17 protein-coding genes and 1 other annotated feature are annotated in these 17,404 nt (G+C 44.1%); of the genes, 13 read left to right on the forward strand and 4 right to left on the reverse strand.

Annotation, left to right across the window (positions count from 1 at the left end; all coding sequences use genetic code 11):
* Window positions 1–94 precede the first annotated feature (94 nt).
* Window positions 95–1,303 (reverse strand): toxic anion resistance protein, encoded by a 1,209-nt coding sequence (locus tag HMPREF9698_RS00700; RefSeq protein ID WP_003776279.1) that lies wholly within the window; start codon window positions 1,301–1,303, stop codon window positions 95–97.
* A gap of 23 nt (window positions 1,304–1,326) precedes the next feature.
* Window positions 1,327–2,028, reverse strand: coding sequence for a 5-bromo-4-chloroindolyl phosphate hydrolysis family protein (locus tag HMPREF9698_RS00705; protein WP_003776280.1), 702 nt, complete (start codon window positions 2,026–2,028; stop codon window positions 1,327–1,329).
* 127 nt (window positions 2,029–2,155) lie between these two features.
* On the opposite strand from HMPREF9698_RS00705, the gene HMPREF9698_RS00710 reads away from it, so the two are divergent.
* The 8 genes from HMPREF9698_RS00710 (at window position 2,156) to HMPREF9698_RS00745 (ending at window position 9,004) form a co-directional block, all read left to right on the forward strand.
* Window positions 2,156–2,701: an NUDIX hydrolase gene (locus tag HMPREF9698_RS00710; protein ID WP_003776283.1), complete on the forward strand. Its 546-nt coding sequence runs from the start codon at window positions 2,156–2,158 to the stop codon at window positions 2,699–2,701.
* On the forward strand, window positions 2,702–2,929 hold the full coding sequence (locus tag HMPREF9698_RS00715; RefSeq protein ID WP_003776284.1) for a hypothetical protein: 228 nt from the start codon (window positions 2,702–2,704) through the stop codon (window positions 2,927–2,929).
* Window positions 2,930–2,943: 14 nt separating this feature from the next.
* Window positions 2,944–3,654, forward strand: coding sequence for a 5'-methylthioadenosine/adenosylhomocysteine nucleosidase (locus HMPREF9698_RS00720; protein WP_003776287.1), 711 nt, complete (start codon window positions 2,944–2,946; stop codon window positions 3,652–3,654).
* A 33-nt stretch (window positions 3,655–3,687) separates the two neighbouring features.
* A complete protein-coding gene (gene gdhA / locus HMPREF9698_RS00725) occupies window positions 3,688–5,037 on the forward strand; it encodes an NADP-specific glutamate dehydrogenase (protein ID WP_003776289.1) in 1,350 nt (449 codons plus the stop codon).
* A gap of 244 nt (window positions 5,038–5,281) precedes the next feature.
* Window positions 5,282–6,235 carry an ABC transporter permease gene (locus tag HMPREF9698_RS00730; RefSeq protein ID WP_040292361.1) on the forward strand — a complete coding sequence of 318 codons (954 nt, stop codon included), beginning with the start codon at window positions 5,282–5,284 and terminating at the stop codon, window positions 6,233–6,235.
* Window positions 6,225–7,187 (forward strand): iron chelate uptake ABC transporter family permease subunit, encoded by a 963-nt coding sequence (locus HMPREF9698_RS00735; RefSeq protein ID WP_003776291.1) that lies wholly within the window; start codon window positions 6,225–6,227, stop codon window positions 7,185–7,187. Before HMPREF9698_RS00730 ends, HMPREF9698_RS00735 begins: the two co-directional genes overlap by 11 nt.
* Window positions 7,184–7,942, forward strand: coding sequence for an iron ABC transporter ATP-binding protein (locus HMPREF9698_RS00740; protein ID WP_003776295.1), 759 nt, complete (start codon window positions 7,184–7,186; stop codon window positions 7,940–7,942). The genes HMPREF9698_RS00735 and HMPREF9698_RS00740 overlap by 4 nt, the downstream gene beginning before the upstream one ends.
* A gap of 9 nt (window positions 7,943–7,951) precedes the next feature.
* Window positions 7,952–9,004: a siderophore ABC transporter substrate-binding protein gene (locus HMPREF9698_RS00745; RefSeq protein ID WP_003776297.1), complete on the forward strand. Its 1,053-nt coding sequence runs from the start codon at window positions 7,952–7,954 to the stop codon at window positions 9,002–9,004.
* Between the two features lie 95 nt (window positions 9,005–9,099).
* Here the strand turns inward: HMPREF9698_RS00745 and ald are convergent, their stop codons facing one another.
* The gene (gene ald, locus HMPREF9698_RS00750; protein WP_003776300.1) at window positions 9,100–10,209 is read right to left on the reverse strand and encodes an alanine dehydrogenase; all 1,110 of its coding nucleotides are present in this window, start codon (window positions 10,207–10,209) and stop codon (window positions 9,100–9,102) included.
* 294 nt (window positions 10,210–10,503) lie between these two features.
* Between ald and HMPREF9698_RS00755 the strand changes: the two genes are divergently transcribed.
* Window positions 10,504–11,133: a DUF1054 family protein gene (locus HMPREF9698_RS00755; protein WP_003776303.1), complete on the forward strand. Its 630-nt coding sequence runs from the start codon at window positions 10,504–10,506 to the stop codon at window positions 11,131–11,133.
* 227 nt (window positions 11,134–11,360) lie between these two features.
* Window positions 11,361–11,966, forward strand: coding sequence for a 30S ribosomal protein S4 (gene rpsD / locus HMPREF9698_RS00760; RefSeq protein WP_003776304.1), 606 nt, complete (start codon window positions 11,361–11,363; stop codon window positions 11,964–11,966).
* Between the two features lie 109 nt (window positions 11,967–12,075).
* On the opposite strand, the gene HMPREF9698_RS00765 is transcribed toward rpsD, so the two are convergent.
* The gene (locus HMPREF9698_RS00765; protein WP_003776306.1) at window positions 12,076–12,528 is read right to left on the reverse strand and encodes a GAF domain-containing protein; all 453 of its coding nucleotides are present in this window, start codon (window positions 12,526–12,528) and stop codon (window positions 12,076–12,078) included.
* Window positions 12,529–12,656: 128 nt separating this feature from the next.
* On the opposite strand from HMPREF9698_RS00765, the gene HMPREF9698_RS00770 reads away from it, so the two are divergent.
* The 3 genes from HMPREF9698_RS00770 to thiI all read left to right on the forward strand — a co-directional run bounded on the left by HMPREF9698_RS00770 (window position 12,657) and on the right by thiI (window position 16,849).
* The gene (locus HMPREF9698_RS00770) at window positions 12,657–14,360 is read left to right on the forward strand and encodes a septation ring formation regulator EzrA (protein WP_003776308.1); all 1,704 of its coding nucleotides are present in this window, start codon (window positions 12,657–12,659) and stop codon (window positions 14,358–14,360) included.
* 114 nt (window positions 14,361–14,474) lie between these two features.
* Entirely contained in the window at window positions 14,475–15,617 is a 1,143-nt protein-coding gene (locus HMPREF9698_RS00775) for a cysteine desulfurase family protein (protein WP_003776310.1), read from the forward strand.
* 11 nt (window positions 15,618–15,628) lie between these two features.
* Window positions 15,629–16,849 (forward strand): tRNA uracil 4-sulfurtransferase ThiI, encoded by a 1,221-nt coding sequence (gene thiI, locus HMPREF9698_RS00780; protein ID WP_003776312.1) that lies wholly within the window; start codon window positions 15,629–15,631, stop codon window positions 16,847–16,849.
* 41 nt (window positions 16,850–16,890) lie between these two features.
* Window positions 16,891–17,091 (forward strand) — a binding site (T-box leader).
* Window positions 17,092–17,404 lie beyond the last annotated feature (313 nt).

Consider the following 17,404-nt stretch of genomic DNA (forward strand, 5'->3'; position numbering starts at 1 on the left):
GCACTCCTTCCTCGTCTTATTATACCCTCACTAGGGTTAATGCACAATGGAAGTTTAAGCCCTTTAAGAGGGGGAAGCAAGATGGTCTTAGAATCTACCATTCATGGTCATCAGGCTTGATCTTATCTTCCCGACTGAGGTCTAGGAGTTGGTTTTTCATCTGGTCTTCCATAACGTAGAGTCGTTTTTCGGCATCTAGGCGTTTTTGGTGGCCTTCTTTTTGAATGGCTAGGACTTCTTGTAAGGTATCAATTAAGTCTGTTTGGGTTTTTTCTAGGGTTTCAATATCAACCACGGCTCGTTCATTTTCCCGGGCAGTGTCAATCGAGGATTGTTTAAGCATCTCTGAATTTTTCTTAAGCATTTCATTGGTTGTTTCAGAGACTTGTCGCTGAGCTGTGATTGCCTCTTGCTGGCGGAGCAGGGTAAGGGAGATGACGACCTGGTTTTTCCAAAGGGGGATAGCAGTATTAGTAGAGGTTTGGATTTTCTCCGCCAAAGTTTGGTTGGTGTTTTGGATCATCCGAATTTGGGGAGCCTGCTGAATGGTGAGTTGGCGGGCAATTTTTAAGTCGTGAACTCGTTTTTCTAACCGGGATTGGAATTGGTTGAGGTCGTTGACCCGCTGGACCGTCATGGAGTCATTGCCCGACTCAGCCTCTTTCATGGCTTCAGGCAGTTGGGCCTGACTTATCTGGTCCATCTTGAGTTCGCCAGCTGCGATATAGACATTGAGGGCTTCATAGAAGTCTAAGTTTTTCTCATAGAGTTCGCTGAGCATCTCATTGTCTTTCAAGAGTTTGTCTTTTTCTTGGTCTAGCTTGCTAGCAATTTTATCCACCTGGGCCCCGATCATTTGGTACTTGGCTGTTGTTTCATAAATGGACCGGTTAATTTTTTTGAAGATCCGCTTGAAAATATTAGAATTTTTTGCGGTTAATTCTTTGGGGTCAGCTTCTTTCAGCTGGTACATGAGGTCGTTGAGAATCTCCCCAATATGGTCAGTATCTTGGTTTTGGACATGGTCTAAGACATTTTGGGAAAAATCGCCTATTTTTTTCTGGGCAGCAGCCCCATAATTGAGGACAGAGTTGATGTCCTTGTCTGAAATTTTCTGAGACAATTCCTTGGCCTTGACCTGGTGGTCGGCCGGCAATTGGTCAAAGGTTGATTGGCCTTCCTGGCTAGGGGCTAGGCTGGTGGATTTTTCTTCTGATTCTTGGTGTGACTCTTCTTCCTGGTCAGAGCTCGCAAAGGGGTCGTTTAATAAGTCATCAAAGTAGTTATTATTTTGGTCATTCATGAGCTTTCAATCTCCTTACTCCATTAGATCTCAGTGTCATGGATACTTTTCCAATTTTGAAAGGTCTGGTCATGGTCATCTAAGCTGTCTTCTGTGATATCGATACTAGCTTGGATGGAAGACAGGTCAGCTTGGCGAAAGTCTAAGTAGTCCTGGGTGATTTCCTGGCATAGGTCTTCGATGGTTTCCGATGATTTGGTTAGAATGTCAAAGGTTGCCTTGCTTTTGGCAGTGTGTCCTTCAATCTTGACAAACTTACGGGTCATATCATCCAAGGAGGGGAGGTGGATATACAAGAATTGGTCTACTTGGTGGAGGCGGTCTGGTTCTATGACAATATCTTTGAATAAGGACTTGGTAATTTCAATCGTGTTGTGACGTTTTTCAATTGCTGATAGCTTACTAGAAGACTTTATTTGTTTTTCAATAGCTAGGATATGTTTTTTGCTGGTTTGCATGGTTTGTCTAAAAAATTTGATATCGTCTGAAGACAAGCCCTTAGACCGGTAAAAATTTTCCTTATCCTTGGACAACTTGGGGACTTGGGGCGATTGGCTGTCCTTTTGGAATGATTTTTTGATTAAAAAATAGGCACCGCATGCGGCCAAAACTGCTATGATGAGGGCTAGGAGACTATTGAATTCGTCGTCAAGGGCCGCCCCAAGTACCAGCGAAAAGGCCAGGCCAGTTAAAAAATAACTTAAAAATTTCTGGGATCGGGTCATGGTCATCCTCCTTAAAAAGGCATATTCTTATAGTTAGTTTACCACATCTGTGCTAAAGTAGGAATTGGACTAAAGCTGTATTTATAAAAATCCTACAATCGATTAGGATAAATGAGTGAGGGATAAAATGGATTTTGAAGAAAAAACAATCAAGCGCCAAAAAATTTACAAGGGGAATATCACCGAATATGAAGTCTTTACGGTTGAACTCCCCAACGGTCAAGAAGCCAGTCGAGAAATTGTCTGGCACGGTGATGCAGCAGGGGTTTTGGCCTTTAAAGACGACAAATTGATTTGTGTGAAACAATACCGCAAGCCGATTGAGCGCTTATCAATTGAGCTTCCTTGCGGTTTAATCGAAGAAGGGGAGACAGCTGACCAGGCTGCCCTAAGAGAGTTAGAAGAGGAAACGGGCTACCGGGCCTTAGACCTAAATTATGTCACTGAATTTTATAACTCTCCTGGCTTCACCAATGAGAAGCTTTACCTCTATGAAAGTGAGGATTTGACCCAAGTTGAAGAGCCATTGGATCAGGATCCTGACGAATTTATTGAAGTGGTTAAACTGTCTTATGACCAGGCCTGGGATTTGGTAGACCAAGGCTTGATAAATGATTCCAAGACTATTTTTGCCCTCTACTATTGGCAATTAAAGTTGGCTAAGGGTGATTAGATGAAAAATGAAGGCAGTCAAGGTAAAATGAAGATCAATCTAAAAAAAATAAAGCAGGCTTGGACTGACTTCCGTGAAGAGAGAAAGTTAGCCAAGCAAGGCAAGACCAAGAAGAGCCGGTTAAGTGAGCGGGACCGTTACCGAAAAGTGGAACACCGGCTAAACTTAGCCATTATCGCGGTTTCCTTAGCTTTGGTCATTGTTTTATTGTTCACATTCTTTATTTAGGAAGGGGAAGTCAAGTGAAAATAGGGCTTATCGCTGCTATGGACCAGGAAGCTAGGTTATTAATTGAAGCAATAAAAGACCTGACCAAGATAAATTTAGGTCACTTAGACTTTTACCAAGGCTTGCTAGGGTCAAGCCCAGTTGTTTTAGTCCAATCTGGTATTGGCAAGGTGAATGCCGCTATCGCCACTTCCTTATTGATCAGTCACTTCCATGCAGACTTTATTATCAACACCGGTTCAGCTGGAGGGATTGGCTCAAACCTTTCCATCGGGGACCTGGTAATTTCAGACCAAGTGGCCTACCATGATGTGGACAACCGGGTATTTGATTACGCTTATGGCCAGCTGCCTCAAATGCCGGCTCGTTATAAAGTCAAACCTGAATTCTCCAAGCTGACTCAAGACCTGGGCCAAAAATTAGGCTGGCACACCCGGTCAGGCTTGATGGTGACAGGGGATTCATTTGTGGCTAGTAAGGACCAGGTTGAGCAAGTTAAAAGCCACTTCCCCAAGGCCTTAGTGACTGAAATGGAAGGGGCGGCTGTGGCCCAAACCTGTTACAATTTTGATGTTGACTACCTCATTATCCGCTGCTTATCCGATACGGCTGATGAAGAGGCTAGCCTTGATTTTGAGGAATTTATTGACCAAGCTGGTAAGGCCTCAGCAAGGCTGGTTATTGAGCTAGCGGAAGCCTTGGCGAAGCATGAAGATACTAAGTAAAATGAGTTTAAGTTATAGAAAAGGAGCATGTGTATGGAATCAAGCAAAGAATATATCCAGCAAGTGATTGATAAAGTTAAGGCCAAGCACCCGGAAAAAGAAGAATTTAACCAGGCTGTGACAGACGTTTTAACCTCCTTGGAAAAATACTTAGACCAACATCCGGAAGTCCAAGACCATAACCTTTTGGAGCTTTTGGTTGAGCCAGAGCGGGTCATTAAGTTCCGTGTACCTTGGCAAGATGACCAAGGCAATTGGCGGGTCAATGAAGGACTTCGTGTCCAGTTTAATTCCGCTATCGGTCCCTACAAGGGTGGTATCCGCTTTGACCCCAGTGTGAATGAAAGTGTTATCCGGTTTTTAGCCTTTGAACAGATCTTTAAAAATAGCTTAACTAATCTTCCGATTGGAGGAGGTAAGGGTGGGTCTGACTTTAACCCCAAAGGCAAGTCTGATAATGAGATCATGCGCTTTTGCCAAAGCTTTGTAACTGAACTACAAAAATATATTGGTCCTGATTATGATGTGCCTGCTGGAGACGTAGGGGTTAGCAAGCGAGAGATATCTTATATGTACGGTCAGTACAAACGGTTAAGAGAGATTACACCTGGGGTTTACACTGGTAAGCCTTTGACCTTTGGTGGGAGTGTCGGCCGGACTGAAGCGACTGGGTATGGCCTGGTTTATTTTGTGGATGACCTCTTAAAAGATCGCGGAGACTCACTAGAGGGCAAGCGGATTGTGGTTTCGGGGTCAGGCAATGTGGCTGGCCATGCTATCAAAAAAGCCCAAGATTTTGGCGGCTTAGTCCTAGCTTGTTCTGACCGAGGTGGCTACTTGTATGACCCTGATGGGATTGACGTTGACCAAGTCATTGCTATTAAAAGTAACCCTAACAATACCCTAGCAGAGTATAAAAGAAAAGGGGGGCAAGCCAAGTACGTCCAAGGGGAATCAGTATGGGATTTGGATATCAATTATGATATTTCCCTTCCTTGTGCAACCCAGAACGAAATTTCAGAGTCCCAGGCTCAAAATATTGCTAGTTCCGGCGTCTTTTTACTTGCCGAAGGGGCCAATATGCCGGTGGTTAAAGACGGCCTGGAGGTCTTGCTTGATCATGACATCATTGTTTGCCCCGGCAAGGCAGCCAATGCTGGTGGGGTAGCTGTGTCAGCTTTAGAGATGTCCCAAAACTCCCAGCGCCTGTCTTGGACCTTTGACCAGGTTGACCAAAACTTGCAAGTCATTATGCAGGATATTTACCAGGCTTGTAGCCAGGCCGCCAAAGATTATGGGGATGACAAGAACCTTATCTTGGGAGCTAATATTGCTGGTGCTGACAAGGTCTTCCAAGCAATGTTAGCCCAAGGATTGGCCTAGGTTTTTGACCCTCCAATAAGCTAGTTAATTAGAATAATATAAAGAAGGATAGTAACTTGCTATCCTTCTTTTATTGTTTTTATTAATAGTAGAATGGAATTTTTTACATAAAATCAAGTTATTTTAGTTTTTATTATTGCCAAAAAAAAGATTGTCCGTTACAATACATGTATAGATAATGATAATCGTTTTCAATTAAAAGAAAGGAAGACTGGTGTTGGATGAAAGAAGAAAGTCCAGCTACCTGCCGCTTATTGGGATTGCCCTAGTCTTGGTCCTATCTTTTGTTTCCTTATTTGTTGGGGTCCATGACTTAGGCGTCAACCATTTACTGTCTTTAGATGACATGCAGGTAAAAGTCCTTCTAACGACCCGGTTGCCTCGGACCATTAGCTTGGTTTTAGCAGGGGCTAGCTTGTCAGTGGCAGGATTATTGATGCAAAAGTTAACCCAGAATAAGTTTGTCTCACCCACAACAGCTGGGACTATGGCATCGGCCCGGTTTGGAGCCATTTTATCCATGGTGATTTTTGCTGGAGCTACATACTTCCAGCGCATCCTCTTTGCCTTTGTTTGTGCCAGTTTAGGGACCTTGATCTTTCTTCTCTTCTTGCGAACGGTCAAGCGGAATAAGTCGATGATGGTGCCCTTGGTCGGGATGATGTTTGGCAATATCGTCAGCTCTGTTGGTTCCTACATAGCCTTGCGTTATGACCTCGTTCAAAATGCCAACTCCTGGTTTCAAGGAAATTTTTCCCTGGTGACTTCAGATAATTACCAATTAATCTTCCTAGCTCTTCCGGTTTTTATTTTGATTTACTTGTTTGCCCATTACTTTACAGTAATGGCTTTGGGCCAGGAAATGGCCACCGAGTTAGGGGTGTCCTACCGAGTGATTGAACTGGTTGGGATCTTGTTAGTTGCCCTTGGGACCACTGCAGTCCTTTTGACTGTTGGGTCCATCCCCTTTATTGGCATTATTGTGCCCAACCTGATCTCATTGAAAGGAGGGGATAACTTCCAGAAAATGCTCCTACCAACGGCAATTTTTGGGTCAGTTTTTACCATCGTTTGTGATATCTTAGCAAGGATAGTCATAGCCCCATATGAACTGCCAATTTCTGTCGTGGTTGGAGTCTCGGGAAGCATCCTATTTTTATTCTTACTTTTGAGGGGTGAGCGTAAGCTTGCAAAATAAGAAGCCATACCTGCACTTGGTCTGGTTAGGCTTGTCAGTCCTTATTTTAACTGTCCTTTACTTGTTCTACAATACCCGGGGCAACCTGGCCTTCGCCTTAAATTTAAGGGTCAGCCGCTTACCTGTCTTTGCCTTGGTAGGTCTTGCCACGGCGGTAGCGACCGTAGTTTTCCAGACCATAGCAAAAAATAATATCTTAAGTCCCAATATCATCGGACTAGATAGCCTGTATAGTTTGTTCCAAACCCTGATCATCTTCTTTTTTGGGTCAGGTCACTTGCTAGGCCGGTCTAGCCAGCTGAATTTTATCATCAGTACTGTCTTGATGGTGGTAGCCTCATTCGGCTTGTTCTACATCTTTTTCAAACTTTACCCAGGCCGGATTTTCCTCCTCCTGATGACCGGTTTGATTTTTGGGACCTTGATGCGTAACTTAATTGTCTTCTTCCAAGCCTTGATTGACCCCAATGAATTCCAGACTATTCTTTCCCGGACCTTGGTTAGCTTTAACACGGTCGATTCTTCACTGATCTGGCTCAGCCTGGTCATTGTAGCTCCAATTGTGATTTACTTATTTTTTCACTCCCATACCTTGGATGTCTTGCATTTGGGGGATGTCTATGCCAAGGGTTTAGGAGTCTATGTCGACCGGGAATATTTTTACTTATTTATCTTGGTCAGTATTTTAACGGCTGTTTCCACAGCCTTAGTGGGTCCCATCACTTTCCTTGGCTTTTTAGGAGCTAACTTGGCCTACCGAATCATGCCTTCCTACCATCACACCTGGCTGTTTTTAACCGCATCTTTCATTACTGTTCTTTTGTTGCTTGCCAGCCAGTTTATAGTGGAACACCTCTTGCCTGTTCGCACCTCGATTGGTGTTGTGATTGAACTGATCGGTGGCATCTATTTCTTATACCTTATTATTAAAGAAAGGAAGCAAGTATCATGATGGATTTGAACCATGTCAGCAAAACTTTTGGTGAAAAAACTGTCGTTTCGGATGTAACCCTTCCCATTGAAAAAGGCAAAATGACTGCCTGTATTGGTCCAAACGGGGCCGGCAAGAGTACCCTTTTAGAGATTATCAGCCGACTCATTCCTAGAGATTCGGGTTCCGTTATCATTGACGGGTCTGAGGTCAATTCCTTTAAGCAAAATGACCTAGCTAAACGATTGGCCTTCTTGAAGCAAACCAACAACATGAATGTCCGCCTAACCGTCAGCGAACTTGTCTGTTTTGGTCGATTTCCTTATACCAAGGGTCGGTTAAATGCCAACTGCTGGGACAAGGTCAACAAGGCATTGACCTACCTAAACTTAAAAGAATTAAAAGACCAATATATTGATACCTTGTCTGGTGGTCAATTGCAACGGGCCTTAATTGCCATGGTCTTGTGCCAGGATACAGACTATATCTTGCTGGACGAACCCTTGAATAACTTGGATATGACCCACGGGGTTGCCATGATGAAGACCTTGCGCAAGTTGGTTGATGATTTAGGCAAGACAATTATCACGGTCATCCATGACGTTAACTTTGCGGCTAGCTATGCTGACAATATTATTGCCATGAAAGACGGCCAACTCTTCAAGTCCGGCCCCACTGACCAGGTCTTGACCAAGGAAACTCTAGACCAACTCTTTAACATGGATATTGAAATCATCGAAAGAAACAATAAAAAAGTCATTCTTTACTATGACTAGGAGGATATTATGAAAAAATTAATTTACCTATCATTATTATCAAGTTTAACCCTAGCTGCCTGCCAAAACGACCAGAACCCTAATGAATCCGGCCAGGAAGAAACTAGCCAAGTTGAAGACAGCCAAGAAGAGATGAACCAAGACCAGGGAAGTCAAAGTGAAGACTCTGGGGCAGACCAAGAAGATGAAGAAGGAGAAGAGGATCAAGCAGATGGAGACCAGGCCCAACTGGAAGTAACCGACCCACTAGGCCACCAAGTCAGTTTGCCATCTGATCCAGAACGGCTAGCTGTCTTTGACAACGGCCAGTTAGACATTCTCCAGGACCTGGGTTTAGCTGACCGGGTTGTCGCAACCGCAACCGATAATTTGCCTGACCACCTGCAAGAGTTTGCTGACTTACCGGTGGCTGGGACCTTGCATGAAATTGACTTGGAGATCGCCAATGCCGAAGAACCCGACTTAGCTATTGTCGCTAGACGGTCTAGTGATAACTATGATGCGGTTAGTCAAGTGGCCCCGACCTTGGATATGTCAGATGCTGACGGTGACTTGTGGGCTTCTATTCAAGAAAACCTTAGTTTATACGGGGAAATTTTTAACCTAGAGGATGAAGCAAGTGCAATTGAAAGTGACTTGGAAGCCTCCCTGTCTGACCTACAAGAGCAAAATGAAGCCTCTGATTTATCCACCCTGGTCTTGATGACCAACGAAGGAGCCTTGTCAGCTTTTGGTAGTGGTTCACGCTACAGCTTTGTTCATGATTTGTTTGGCTTTGAACCAGTTGACACTGGAATTGAAGCTTCCCGTCACGGGATGGACGTCTCTTATGAATACGTGGTTGACCAAAACCCGGATTTGATTTTTGTTATTGACCGGACAGCAGCTATCGGGGGCGACCAAGAGGCTGGTGAATTTTCCGACAACCCACTGATACAAGAAACAGACGCCTACCAAAAAGACAATATTGTCTACTTGACACCAGACGTTTGGTATCTCAGTGAAGGTGGGACCCAGGCCTTAGCCCAAATGATAGAAGAAGTTTCAGTTGTCTTTGACTAGACTTGAATTCTAATAGCGTTTTTCCAGATAATGAAGCTAAAAAAAGCGATCAGACAAAAGTCTGATCGCTTTTTTAAAGGTCTTTATCAATTAGATTAATCGAGCAATCGGTTTAATTCAGTGTATTCCAAATCAAAGGCATGGGCCACAGCCTCGTTTGTTACTTTACCTTGATAGACATTGACACCAGTGTAAATGGTTTGATCTTCTTTAGCCGCTTGGATTCCGTCATTAGCCAAGTGACGGGCATATTGCAGGGTAGAGTTGGTTAGGGCAATGGTAGAAGTTCGAGGAACGGCACCAGGGATGTTAGCAACAGCGTAGTGGATGACCCCATGTTTGATGTAAACTGGGTCACTGTGTAGGGTAGGGTGAGTTGAAGTTTCCACATTTCCACCTTGGTCAATCGCAATGTCCACGATAACTGACCCTTCATCCATTGATTTAACCATTTCTTCGGTTATGAGGACTGGCGCTTTAGCACCTGGGACAAGGACCCCGGTAATAATAAGGTCTGATTCTTTAACGGTGTTGGCAATAGTAGTTGGGTTAGAGATAAGGGTTTCGACTTGACCGTTGAAGATATTGTCTAATTCTGACAAGCGTTCAGGGTTTAAGTCTAAGATGGTCACGCTAGCCCCCATACCATGGGCAACTTTAGCAGCATTTTCACCAACGACACCCCCACCGATAATCCCAACTTTTGACCGTTTAACAGTTGGAACAGCACCGATAAGGACCCCTTTCCCACCGTTGATTTTTTCCAGGAATTTGGTCCCGGCTTGAACCGCCATCTTACCTGCAACCTCACTCATTGGGGTCAGGAGAGGGAGTTTGCCGTTTTTAACCATGGTTTCATAAGCAATAGCAGTGACACCTTTGTCCGCTAAAACTTTGGTTAATTTTTCTTCATTAGCTAGGTGAAGGTAGGTAAATAGGATGAGGCCATCGTAGAAGTAGTCGTATTCTTCTTCTTGAGGCTCTTTAACCTTGACGACCATTTGAGCTTTCCAGACATCAGCTGGGCTGGTTTCAATTTTTGCCCCAGCTTCTTCATAGGCTTGGTCATTAAAGTTTGAACCTACACCAGCCTGGCTTTGGACCAAGACAGTGTGACCATCATCTACTAAAACCTTAACGTTATCTGGTGTTAAGGCAACACGATTTTCTAGATTCTTAATTTCCTTAGGTACACCAATTATCATAAAATATTTCCTCCTTAAAATAAAACTACAGAATTATTATACCATTATTGCCCGCTTCCACAAATGTAAATTAGAATAAGGTTAAGTCCTGTCTTTTATTGTAAGGGCTTAAGAGATAAGGTTTATAACAATTCAGACGGCTTAACCTTTAATTACCTAAAAATTAAGTTTACTTTATTCAAAGAATATTTTATAAAATGACAGAATAAAATTTTCGTCTTTCGGCCCTAATTGGAATGACGATTCGGTAAAATGTTCAGGTCTTTGCTATAATCAAGTTAAAGAGGTGAAAACATGGAATTATTTAAGCAAGAGATGTTTGATATTTTTCAGGTTCAAGGATTGGATGACCGGATGGACCAGATACGGTCTCAGATCCAACCCATCTTCCAAGGCCTACAAGGAGAATTTCAAGACTATATTAATAACTCTACTGGACGTGACCTGGGCTTTCATATTGCCCAACACTTAAGACGTACTGTTAACCCCCCAGAAGCGACTTGGTGTGCCTTTGGTGGCAATAACCGAGGCTATAAGAAATACCCCCACCTTCAAGTTCAAATCAACGCTGACCATATTTTTATCGGTCTAGCTTTGATCGACAACCCAAAATATAGAAAAGAAATTGGCCAGGAATTTCAAGCTAATCCGAATCACTGGCAGAATTTAAGCGGAGACTTTTATATCTCCCAAGACCACACGAAAACAGACCTTCTTGACCTCAATCAAGACAATATGGAGGAGACTGTGGACCGCTTAGTTAACGTTAAAAAAGGAGAAATCATGCTTGGGAGAATCATTAGACCAGACAGTCCCTTGTTAGAAGATGACCAAGGTCAAGAAGATTACATTAAGGAAACTTTCGACAAGATTTTACCCCTATACAAGCAAAGTCTAGACTGTTATTTTAAATTAGACCGGTAAATTTTGATTTTTAAAGGGAAAAGAATTGACACTAGCAGGATTATAAGGTATGATAAATTCTGTGTAAAATAATGCAGCGAGGAAGGGTGGAACCGTCAACAGTTCCTTGCACAAGATGTGCGAATGAGTAGCTAGCGGCTGCAATAAGTGAAAATTAAAAGGAAATGTACGACCACTGACTTCCATACTCTTATTTTACTCCAAAAAAATTTATTGGAGGAATTTTCATGTCAAGATATACAGGACCTTCCTGGAAGAAATCCCGTCGCTTGGGTATTTCCCTTTCAGGAACCGGGAAAGAATTAGCTAGAAGACCCTACGCGCCTGGTCAACACGGCCCAACTAGCCGTAACAAGTTGTCAGAATACGGCTTACAATTGAAAGAAAAACAAAAATTACGTTATCTCTATGGAATGAACGAACGACAATTCTTGAACTTGTTCAATAAGTCAGGCAAAATCCGTGAAGGTAAACAGGGTACCAATTTTATGATCTTGCTTGAGCGACGTTTAGACAACATCGTCTACCGTCTAGGTCTTGCTTCAACTCGGCGCCAAGCCCGCCAATTGGTCGTCCACGGCCACATTACAGTTGACGGCAAACGGGTAGATATCCCGTCTTACTCAGTTGAAGTTGGTCAAGTCATTGGAGTTAAAGAAAGTTCAAAAGACCTTTCCGTTATTACCGAATCAGTTGAATCTCTTTACGGTAGACCGGACTTTTTGACTTTCGATGAAGATAAGTTAGAAGGTAGCTTGACCCGGTTGCCATTACGTGAAGAAATGCCACAAGAAATTGAAGAATCCTTGGTTGTTGAGTTCTACAACCGTTAAGGATTATTTGGCAAAGCAAAAAGCCCGCAGTTTTCAAGCTGCGGGCTTTCACTTTGCTTACTTGTCTGGAAGTCATCTTTTGGGTTCGTCGGGAAGCTTGACTCATGCTTTACAAGTAGGGGTCCAAAATTTTGGCACAAGCTTCCACTAATTCTTGGTCTTCCTGGCTAAAGCGGTTGACTTGGGCCGAGTCAATATCGATAACCCCGATGACTTCACCCTTCCGCGTTAAGGGAACCACTAATTCTGACTTAGAATCTGGGTCACAGGCAATATGGCCCGGAAATTGGTGGACATTTGCCACCCGGATGCTGGTTTTCCGACTAAAGGCCGTGCCGCAGACACCCTGCTTGGTTTTTATTCGGTAGCAAGCCACCTTGCCCTGGAAGGGCCCGACTAGGAGTTCTTGCTCGTCTTCCTGCCAAAGATAGAAACCTAACCAGTTAACATTGGGCAAGTCCTGGTATAAAAGGGCACTGGTATTACTGAGAATGGAGACAAAGTCACTTTCACCCCGGATAAGGTCCTGGAGTTTTTTTAAGATAGATTTTGGATCAGACACTTTTTCACCAACTTTCTGGGCAGATTAATGTAAAAATTAAGAACAGTATAACATACTTGCTACATTTTTGATATACTAGTTTAGAGTATAAATTTCTAGTTTTTAACTAGCTTGAACGGAGGAAAAACATGCCTATCGAACTCACTATCATTTTAGTGCTTTTGGTTATCCTAGTGGCCTTTATTGGTTTTTTTATTTTAAAGCGACAAAATTATAATAACATTGTGGAATTAAAAGACCGACAAAAGGCTCTCATGGAAGGCTTGCCCACCCAGCGTTTAGAGAAGGTCCGTCAAATGGACATCAGTGGCCGGTCTCAAGACTATGCCGATAGCTTGGAAGACATGTGGGAAGACATTTTGGCTGGAAGGAATATTACGGTTGAGAACCATCTCTTCCAAGCCGAGCAGATGAATGAACGCTACCACTTTAAGCAGACCAAGGACCAGCAAGATTTAGCCCACCAGGAACTAGAAGCTATCGAGGGGGACATGGTGAAATTATCTGACTCCTTAGAGGAGCTTATCAATCGAGAAGAAGCCAATGCCCACCGAATAAATGAGATTGAAAAGTCTTATGAAGGAGTCCGGAAAAACTTACTTGAAAATTCCTTGTGGTATGGCCAAGCCGTTGACGCCTTGGAGGATAAGTTAGCGGATATGGAAGAAGAATTCAAGCATTTTGACAAGGTAACCAGTTGGGGTGACCATGAAGAGGGTCGGTCCGTTATCTTGCACCTCCACGACATGTTGGAAGAGATGCAGGCCTACCTGGATGATATCCCTAAAATCATTGACCAAATCAACCAGGACTTTTACCCTCAAATAGAAGAAATTGAGTCTTCTTTTGACCAGCTCATCAATGAAGGCTTTGTTTTTAATGGGCCGCCTATTCCCCAGGAAGTGGAGTCTGTCGAAGACAGGATCCAAGAACTAGACCAGTTAATTGGTGGTCTGCAACTTGCCCAGGCCAAGGAATTAGCGGGGACCATTTCCTTGGATATAGACCAGATCTATGAAAGAATGGAAGTCGAAATTTCTGCTAAAAATGAAAGTGACCAGTTGATTCCATCGGTCCAAAAAGCCTTATACTACTTAAGGGAAGAAGTCCGGGTCCTCTTTTTTGAAATTGACCGGGTGTCCCAAAGCTATGTCCTAATACACAATGAAGCAGACCAAATCCGCGAGTTAAGAGATTCAGTTGAGTTCCTAGAAGGCAAGTTTGACAAGATTGTCGATAACCTAGACAATAACTTCACGGCCTATTCCGAAGCTCTTAAAAACCTCAATTTCATCAAGTCTGAACTGATTTCCTTAAATGATGTCAAGAATGCTGTGACTGACCAGCTATATGGCTACCGAGATGAAGAAGTTCAATTGAAGGACCAGCTCAACAAAATGGAAAGGAAGGCTAAGGGGCTTCGGCGCCGGATCCTCCGGGAAAACTTACCCGGTGTTCCGGCTAGCTACAGTGAGTACTATACCTATGTAATGAAACTCTTGGCCAACTTGTCTGAAGAGTTAAACCGGCCCCGGTTAAAAGTCGAAAAAATCCATGACTTAATCCGAATTTGCCAGGAAGAGGTTAACAAGTTAGACCAAGAGACCGAAAAGCTCTTGGCCCATGCTAATTTAACTGAATTAATGGCCCAGAAGCTTTACCAGTACAAGGACCAAGAAGGGGATGTGGACCAGGCCATCGCCCAGAGTGAGAAACTTTTCAATGAGGACTATGACTACGAGTCTTCCTATATGGTTGTCCGCAACAAACTCAGTCAAATAAATCCTGACCTAGTCCAGTCTATCCAAGACGATTACAAAGAAGACCAATAAGTATTTATCAAGCAGGACTCCAAAGCTAGCTTTTATTTGGGGTCCTTTTGCCTTAGTGGAAGCCGAGTAGTCCGGTCAGATTAACAATAGCAGTTTTAAAGAAAGGAGAGGCAAATGATTTACTTTGATAACAGTGCTACAACCCCCATTTATCCTCAAGCCTTGGAGTCTTATGTGAAGGTTAGTCAAAATTACTTTGGCAACCCCTCCAGCTTGCACCAGTTGGGGGAGACAGCTTCCAAGCTCTTGAACCAAGCCCGCTACCAAATTGCCAAAATTATGGGGGTTATGCCTTCAGAAATTTACTTTACTTCCGGAGGGTCTGAAGGGGACAACTGGGTCATCAAGGGGACTGCCCGAGCGAAGTCTTTCTACGGCAAGCACCTGATTACTTCTAAGATTGAACACCCGGCAGTCATGAACACCATGAAAGAGCTAGAAGACCAGGGCTTTGAAGTTACTTATTTGAATGTCGACCAAAAAGGTTACATTGACCTAGAAGAACTTAAAGATGCCTTGCGTCCGGATACCATCCTCCTCTCCCTTATAGCTGTGAACAATGAAATGGGGGTTGTCCAGCCCATTGAAGCTATTTCAGAGATCCTAAAAGACTATCCGAGTGTCCACTTCCACCTGGATGCTGTGCAAACAGTGGGCCAGGTTGACCTTCACCTAGGAGAGGAGAGCAGGGTCGACATGGCTGTCTTCTCTGGCCATAAATTCCACGGTCCAAGAGGAGTGGGCTTCGTCTACGTGAAGTCCGGTAAGAACTTGACCCCTTTAGTTGAAGGAGGCGGACAGGAAGGAAATAAAAGAAGTGGGACAGAAAACCTGCCGGCTATTGTTGCCATGGCTAAGGCCTTGCGGATGGTCACAGACCAAGCAGGCCAAAGTCAACTTCCGAAACTCCGGGACAAACTCCTGAAGGGACTAGTCAAATATCCCGATATTGACCTATTTTCCCCACAAGAGGGGGCGCCCCATATCTTGACCTTTGGCATTCAGAATGTCAGGGGGGAAGTGACGGTCCATGCCTTTGAGGAAGAAGATATCTACCTGTCCACGACTTCGGCTTGCTCTAGCCGGTCAAACCGAGAGTCTTCCACCCTCCTAGCTATGGGAGTGAAGCCGGGCCATGCGCAAACGGCTGTTCGGATCAGTTTATCTTTTGATAATAACCTAGAAGAAGTTGATGAATTTTTAAGGGTTCTAGATAAAGTTTACCAGCAATTTGAACCCGTCAGACAAAGCAAGTAAAGGAAGGTCTTATGCAAATTGATGAAATATTAATCCGATACGGCGAATTATCCACCAAAGGGAAAAATATTAAAGACTTTATAAAAACCTTGGCCTCGAATGTTAGCCAGGCTGTTGCTGACTTAGACCGGGTTGAGCTGACCTGGTCCAGGGACCGGATGCATGTCAAGGTCAACAATTCTGATCAAGGCCCGGAAATTATGGACCGCTTACAAAAGGTCTTTGGTATCCAAAATCTATCTCCAGCCATTAAAGTTGGGAAAGACTTGGACCAAGTGAAAGACCAGGTCGCTAGTCTGGCCCATGATAAGTTTCAGCCGGGGATGACCTTTAAAATTGATACCCACCGGGCGGATCATGACTACCCCTATAACTCCATGGAACTCAACCGGATTTTAGGCTCTGCCGTTATCCAGGCCCAGCCCGGTTTCAAAGCCCAAATGGAAGAGCCTGACTTACGAATCCGGGTTGAGTTTAGGCAAGATGCTGTTTATCTTTCAACTGACACCCTACCAGGTGCCAAAGGACTTCCGGTCGGGACGGCTGGCAAGGGAAGTTTAATGCTGTCAGGCGGAATTGATTCACCAGTTGCCGGCTACCTGTCCATGAAGCGGGGCATGACAGTTGAAGCTGTCCACTTCCACAGCCCACCCTACACCTCACCTCAAGCCTTGGCCAAGGCCAAGGACTTGGCTGGGAAAATCGCCAAGTTCGGAGGGCCTGTTACCTTTATCGAAGTGCCTTTTGCCCACATCCAAGAGGCCATCAAGGAGCATATACCCGAAGGTTACACCATGACCATCACTAGACGGATGATGCTCCGGCTCACAGACCGAATTCGCCAAGACCGGGGCAGTCAGGCAATTATAACGGGTGAATCTTTAGGCCAGGTGGCTTCCCAGACCCTGGAAAGCATGCAGGCCATTAATGCTGTCACCACCACCCCGGTCTTAAGACCCCTGGTTGCTATGGACAAAAATGAAATCATTGACCTGTCCCGGGTGATTGACACCTATGACTTGGCCACCCTCCCTTATGAGGATTGTTGTACCATTTTTGCCCCGACTAAGCCAAAGACCAAGCCCAAGGTTGACAATGCCATCCGCTATGAACAAGCCTTAGACATTGAGGATTTAATGGACCAGGCCTTAGCTAGTCTTAAAATTGAGACTATCTATCCTGGACAGCTGGTTGAAGACCAAGAAAAAGAAGAATTTGACTCTATTTTATAAGCTCTGACTTTGCACAAAAGTTAAAATATGGTAAACTGTCTTTAATAACGATGCGTAAGACAAGTAGAAGGTCAAGTCAGCGAGCAAGTGGTTGGTGGGAACTTGCATGGACTTTTGAAGTAACTTACAAGTTGGTTGGGTGAAGTGAGTAGCCTGACCTGGTCACTAGGCCATTAACCTGTTTGAGCGATGCCAAAATTGGCATAAGTTAGGTGGTACCGCGAGTTTAACTCGTCCTATAAAGATAGGACGAGTTTTTATGTGCGCCCGGCATGGGTGACAACTTGGTGGTGAAAGTCCACTGCAGGCCTGGCAGTAGGAACTGTTAGCTGAAGGCAAGGGTGTCCATCGTGAGGTGGAATCTGAAGGAAGCTGGAGGCAAACACTCGCACTGACGAACAGAAACTTCATATCAAGGCTGATTTGAGATGGATGAGCTTGCATAACAAAGTAAAGTCCAATACTGCACAAGTCCCTTTCAGTAAATGAAGCAGTGACATGAGTGGAAGGTTGTCACACCTTACTCGGGGAGGTCTCACTAGCGTTTAGTAGTAA

The organism is Alloiococcus otitis ATCC 51267 (assembly GCF_000315445.1).
GTDB classification, from domain to species: domain Bacteria; phylum Bacillota; class Bacilli; order Lactobacillales; family Carnobacteriaceae_A; genus Alloiococcus; species Alloiococcus otitis.

What these genes read in the sequence shown, in the direction of transcription:
- HMPREF9698_RS00700 (WP_003776279.1), bottom strand. Translation starts at nt 1,303, where the DNA reads ATGAATGACCAAAATAATAACTACTTTGATGACTTATTAAACGACCCC.
- HMPREF9698_RS00705 (WP_003776280.1), bottom strand. Translation starts at nt 2,028, where the DNA reads ATGACCCGATCCCAGAAATTTTTAAGTTATTTTTTAACTGGCCTGGCC.
- HMPREF9698_RS00710 (WP_003776283.1), top strand. Translation starts at nt 2,156, where the DNA reads ATGGATTTTGAAGAAAAAACAATCAAGCGCCAAAAAATTTACAAGGGG.
- HMPREF9698_RS00715 (WP_003776284.1), top strand. Translation starts at nt 2,702, where the DNA reads ATGAAAAATGAAGGCAGTCAAGGTAAAATGAAGATCAATCTAAAAAAA.
- gdhA (WP_003776289.1), top strand. Translation starts at nt 3,688, where the DNA reads ATGGAATCAAGCAAAGAATATATCCAGCAAGTGATTGATAAAGTTAAG.
- HMPREF9698_RS00740 (WP_003776295.1), top strand. Translation starts at nt 7,184, where the DNA reads ATGATGGATTTGAACCATGTCAGCAAAACTTTTGGTGAAAAAACTGTC.
- HMPREF9698_RS00745 (WP_003776297.1), top strand. Translation starts at nt 7,952, where the DNA reads ATGAAAAAATTAATTTACCTATCATTATTATCAAGTTTAACCCTAGCT.
- ald (WP_003776300.1), bottom strand. Translation starts at nt 10,209, where the DNA reads ATGATAATTGGTGTACCTAAGGAAATTAAGAATCTAGAAAATCGTGTT.
- HMPREF9698_RS00755 (WP_003776303.1), top strand. Translation starts at nt 10,504, where the DNA reads ATGGAATTATTTAAGCAAGAGATGTTTGATATTTTTCAGGTTCAAGGA.
- rpsD (WP_003776304.1), top strand. Translation starts at nt 11,361, where the DNA reads ATGTCAAGATATACAGGACCTTCCTGGAAGAAATCCCGTCGCTTGGGT.
- HMPREF9698_RS00770 (WP_003776308.1), top strand. Translation starts at nt 12,657, where the DNA reads ATGCCTATCGAACTCACTATCATTTTAGTGCTTTTGGTTATCCTAGTG.
- HMPREF9698_RS00775 (WP_003776310.1), top strand. Translation starts at nt 14,475, where the DNA reads ATGATTTACTTTGATAACAGTGCTACAACCCCCATTTATCCTCAAGCC.
- thiI (WP_003776312.1), top strand. Translation starts at nt 15,629, where the DNA reads ATGCAAATTGATGAAATATTAATCCGATACGGCGAATTATCCACCAAA.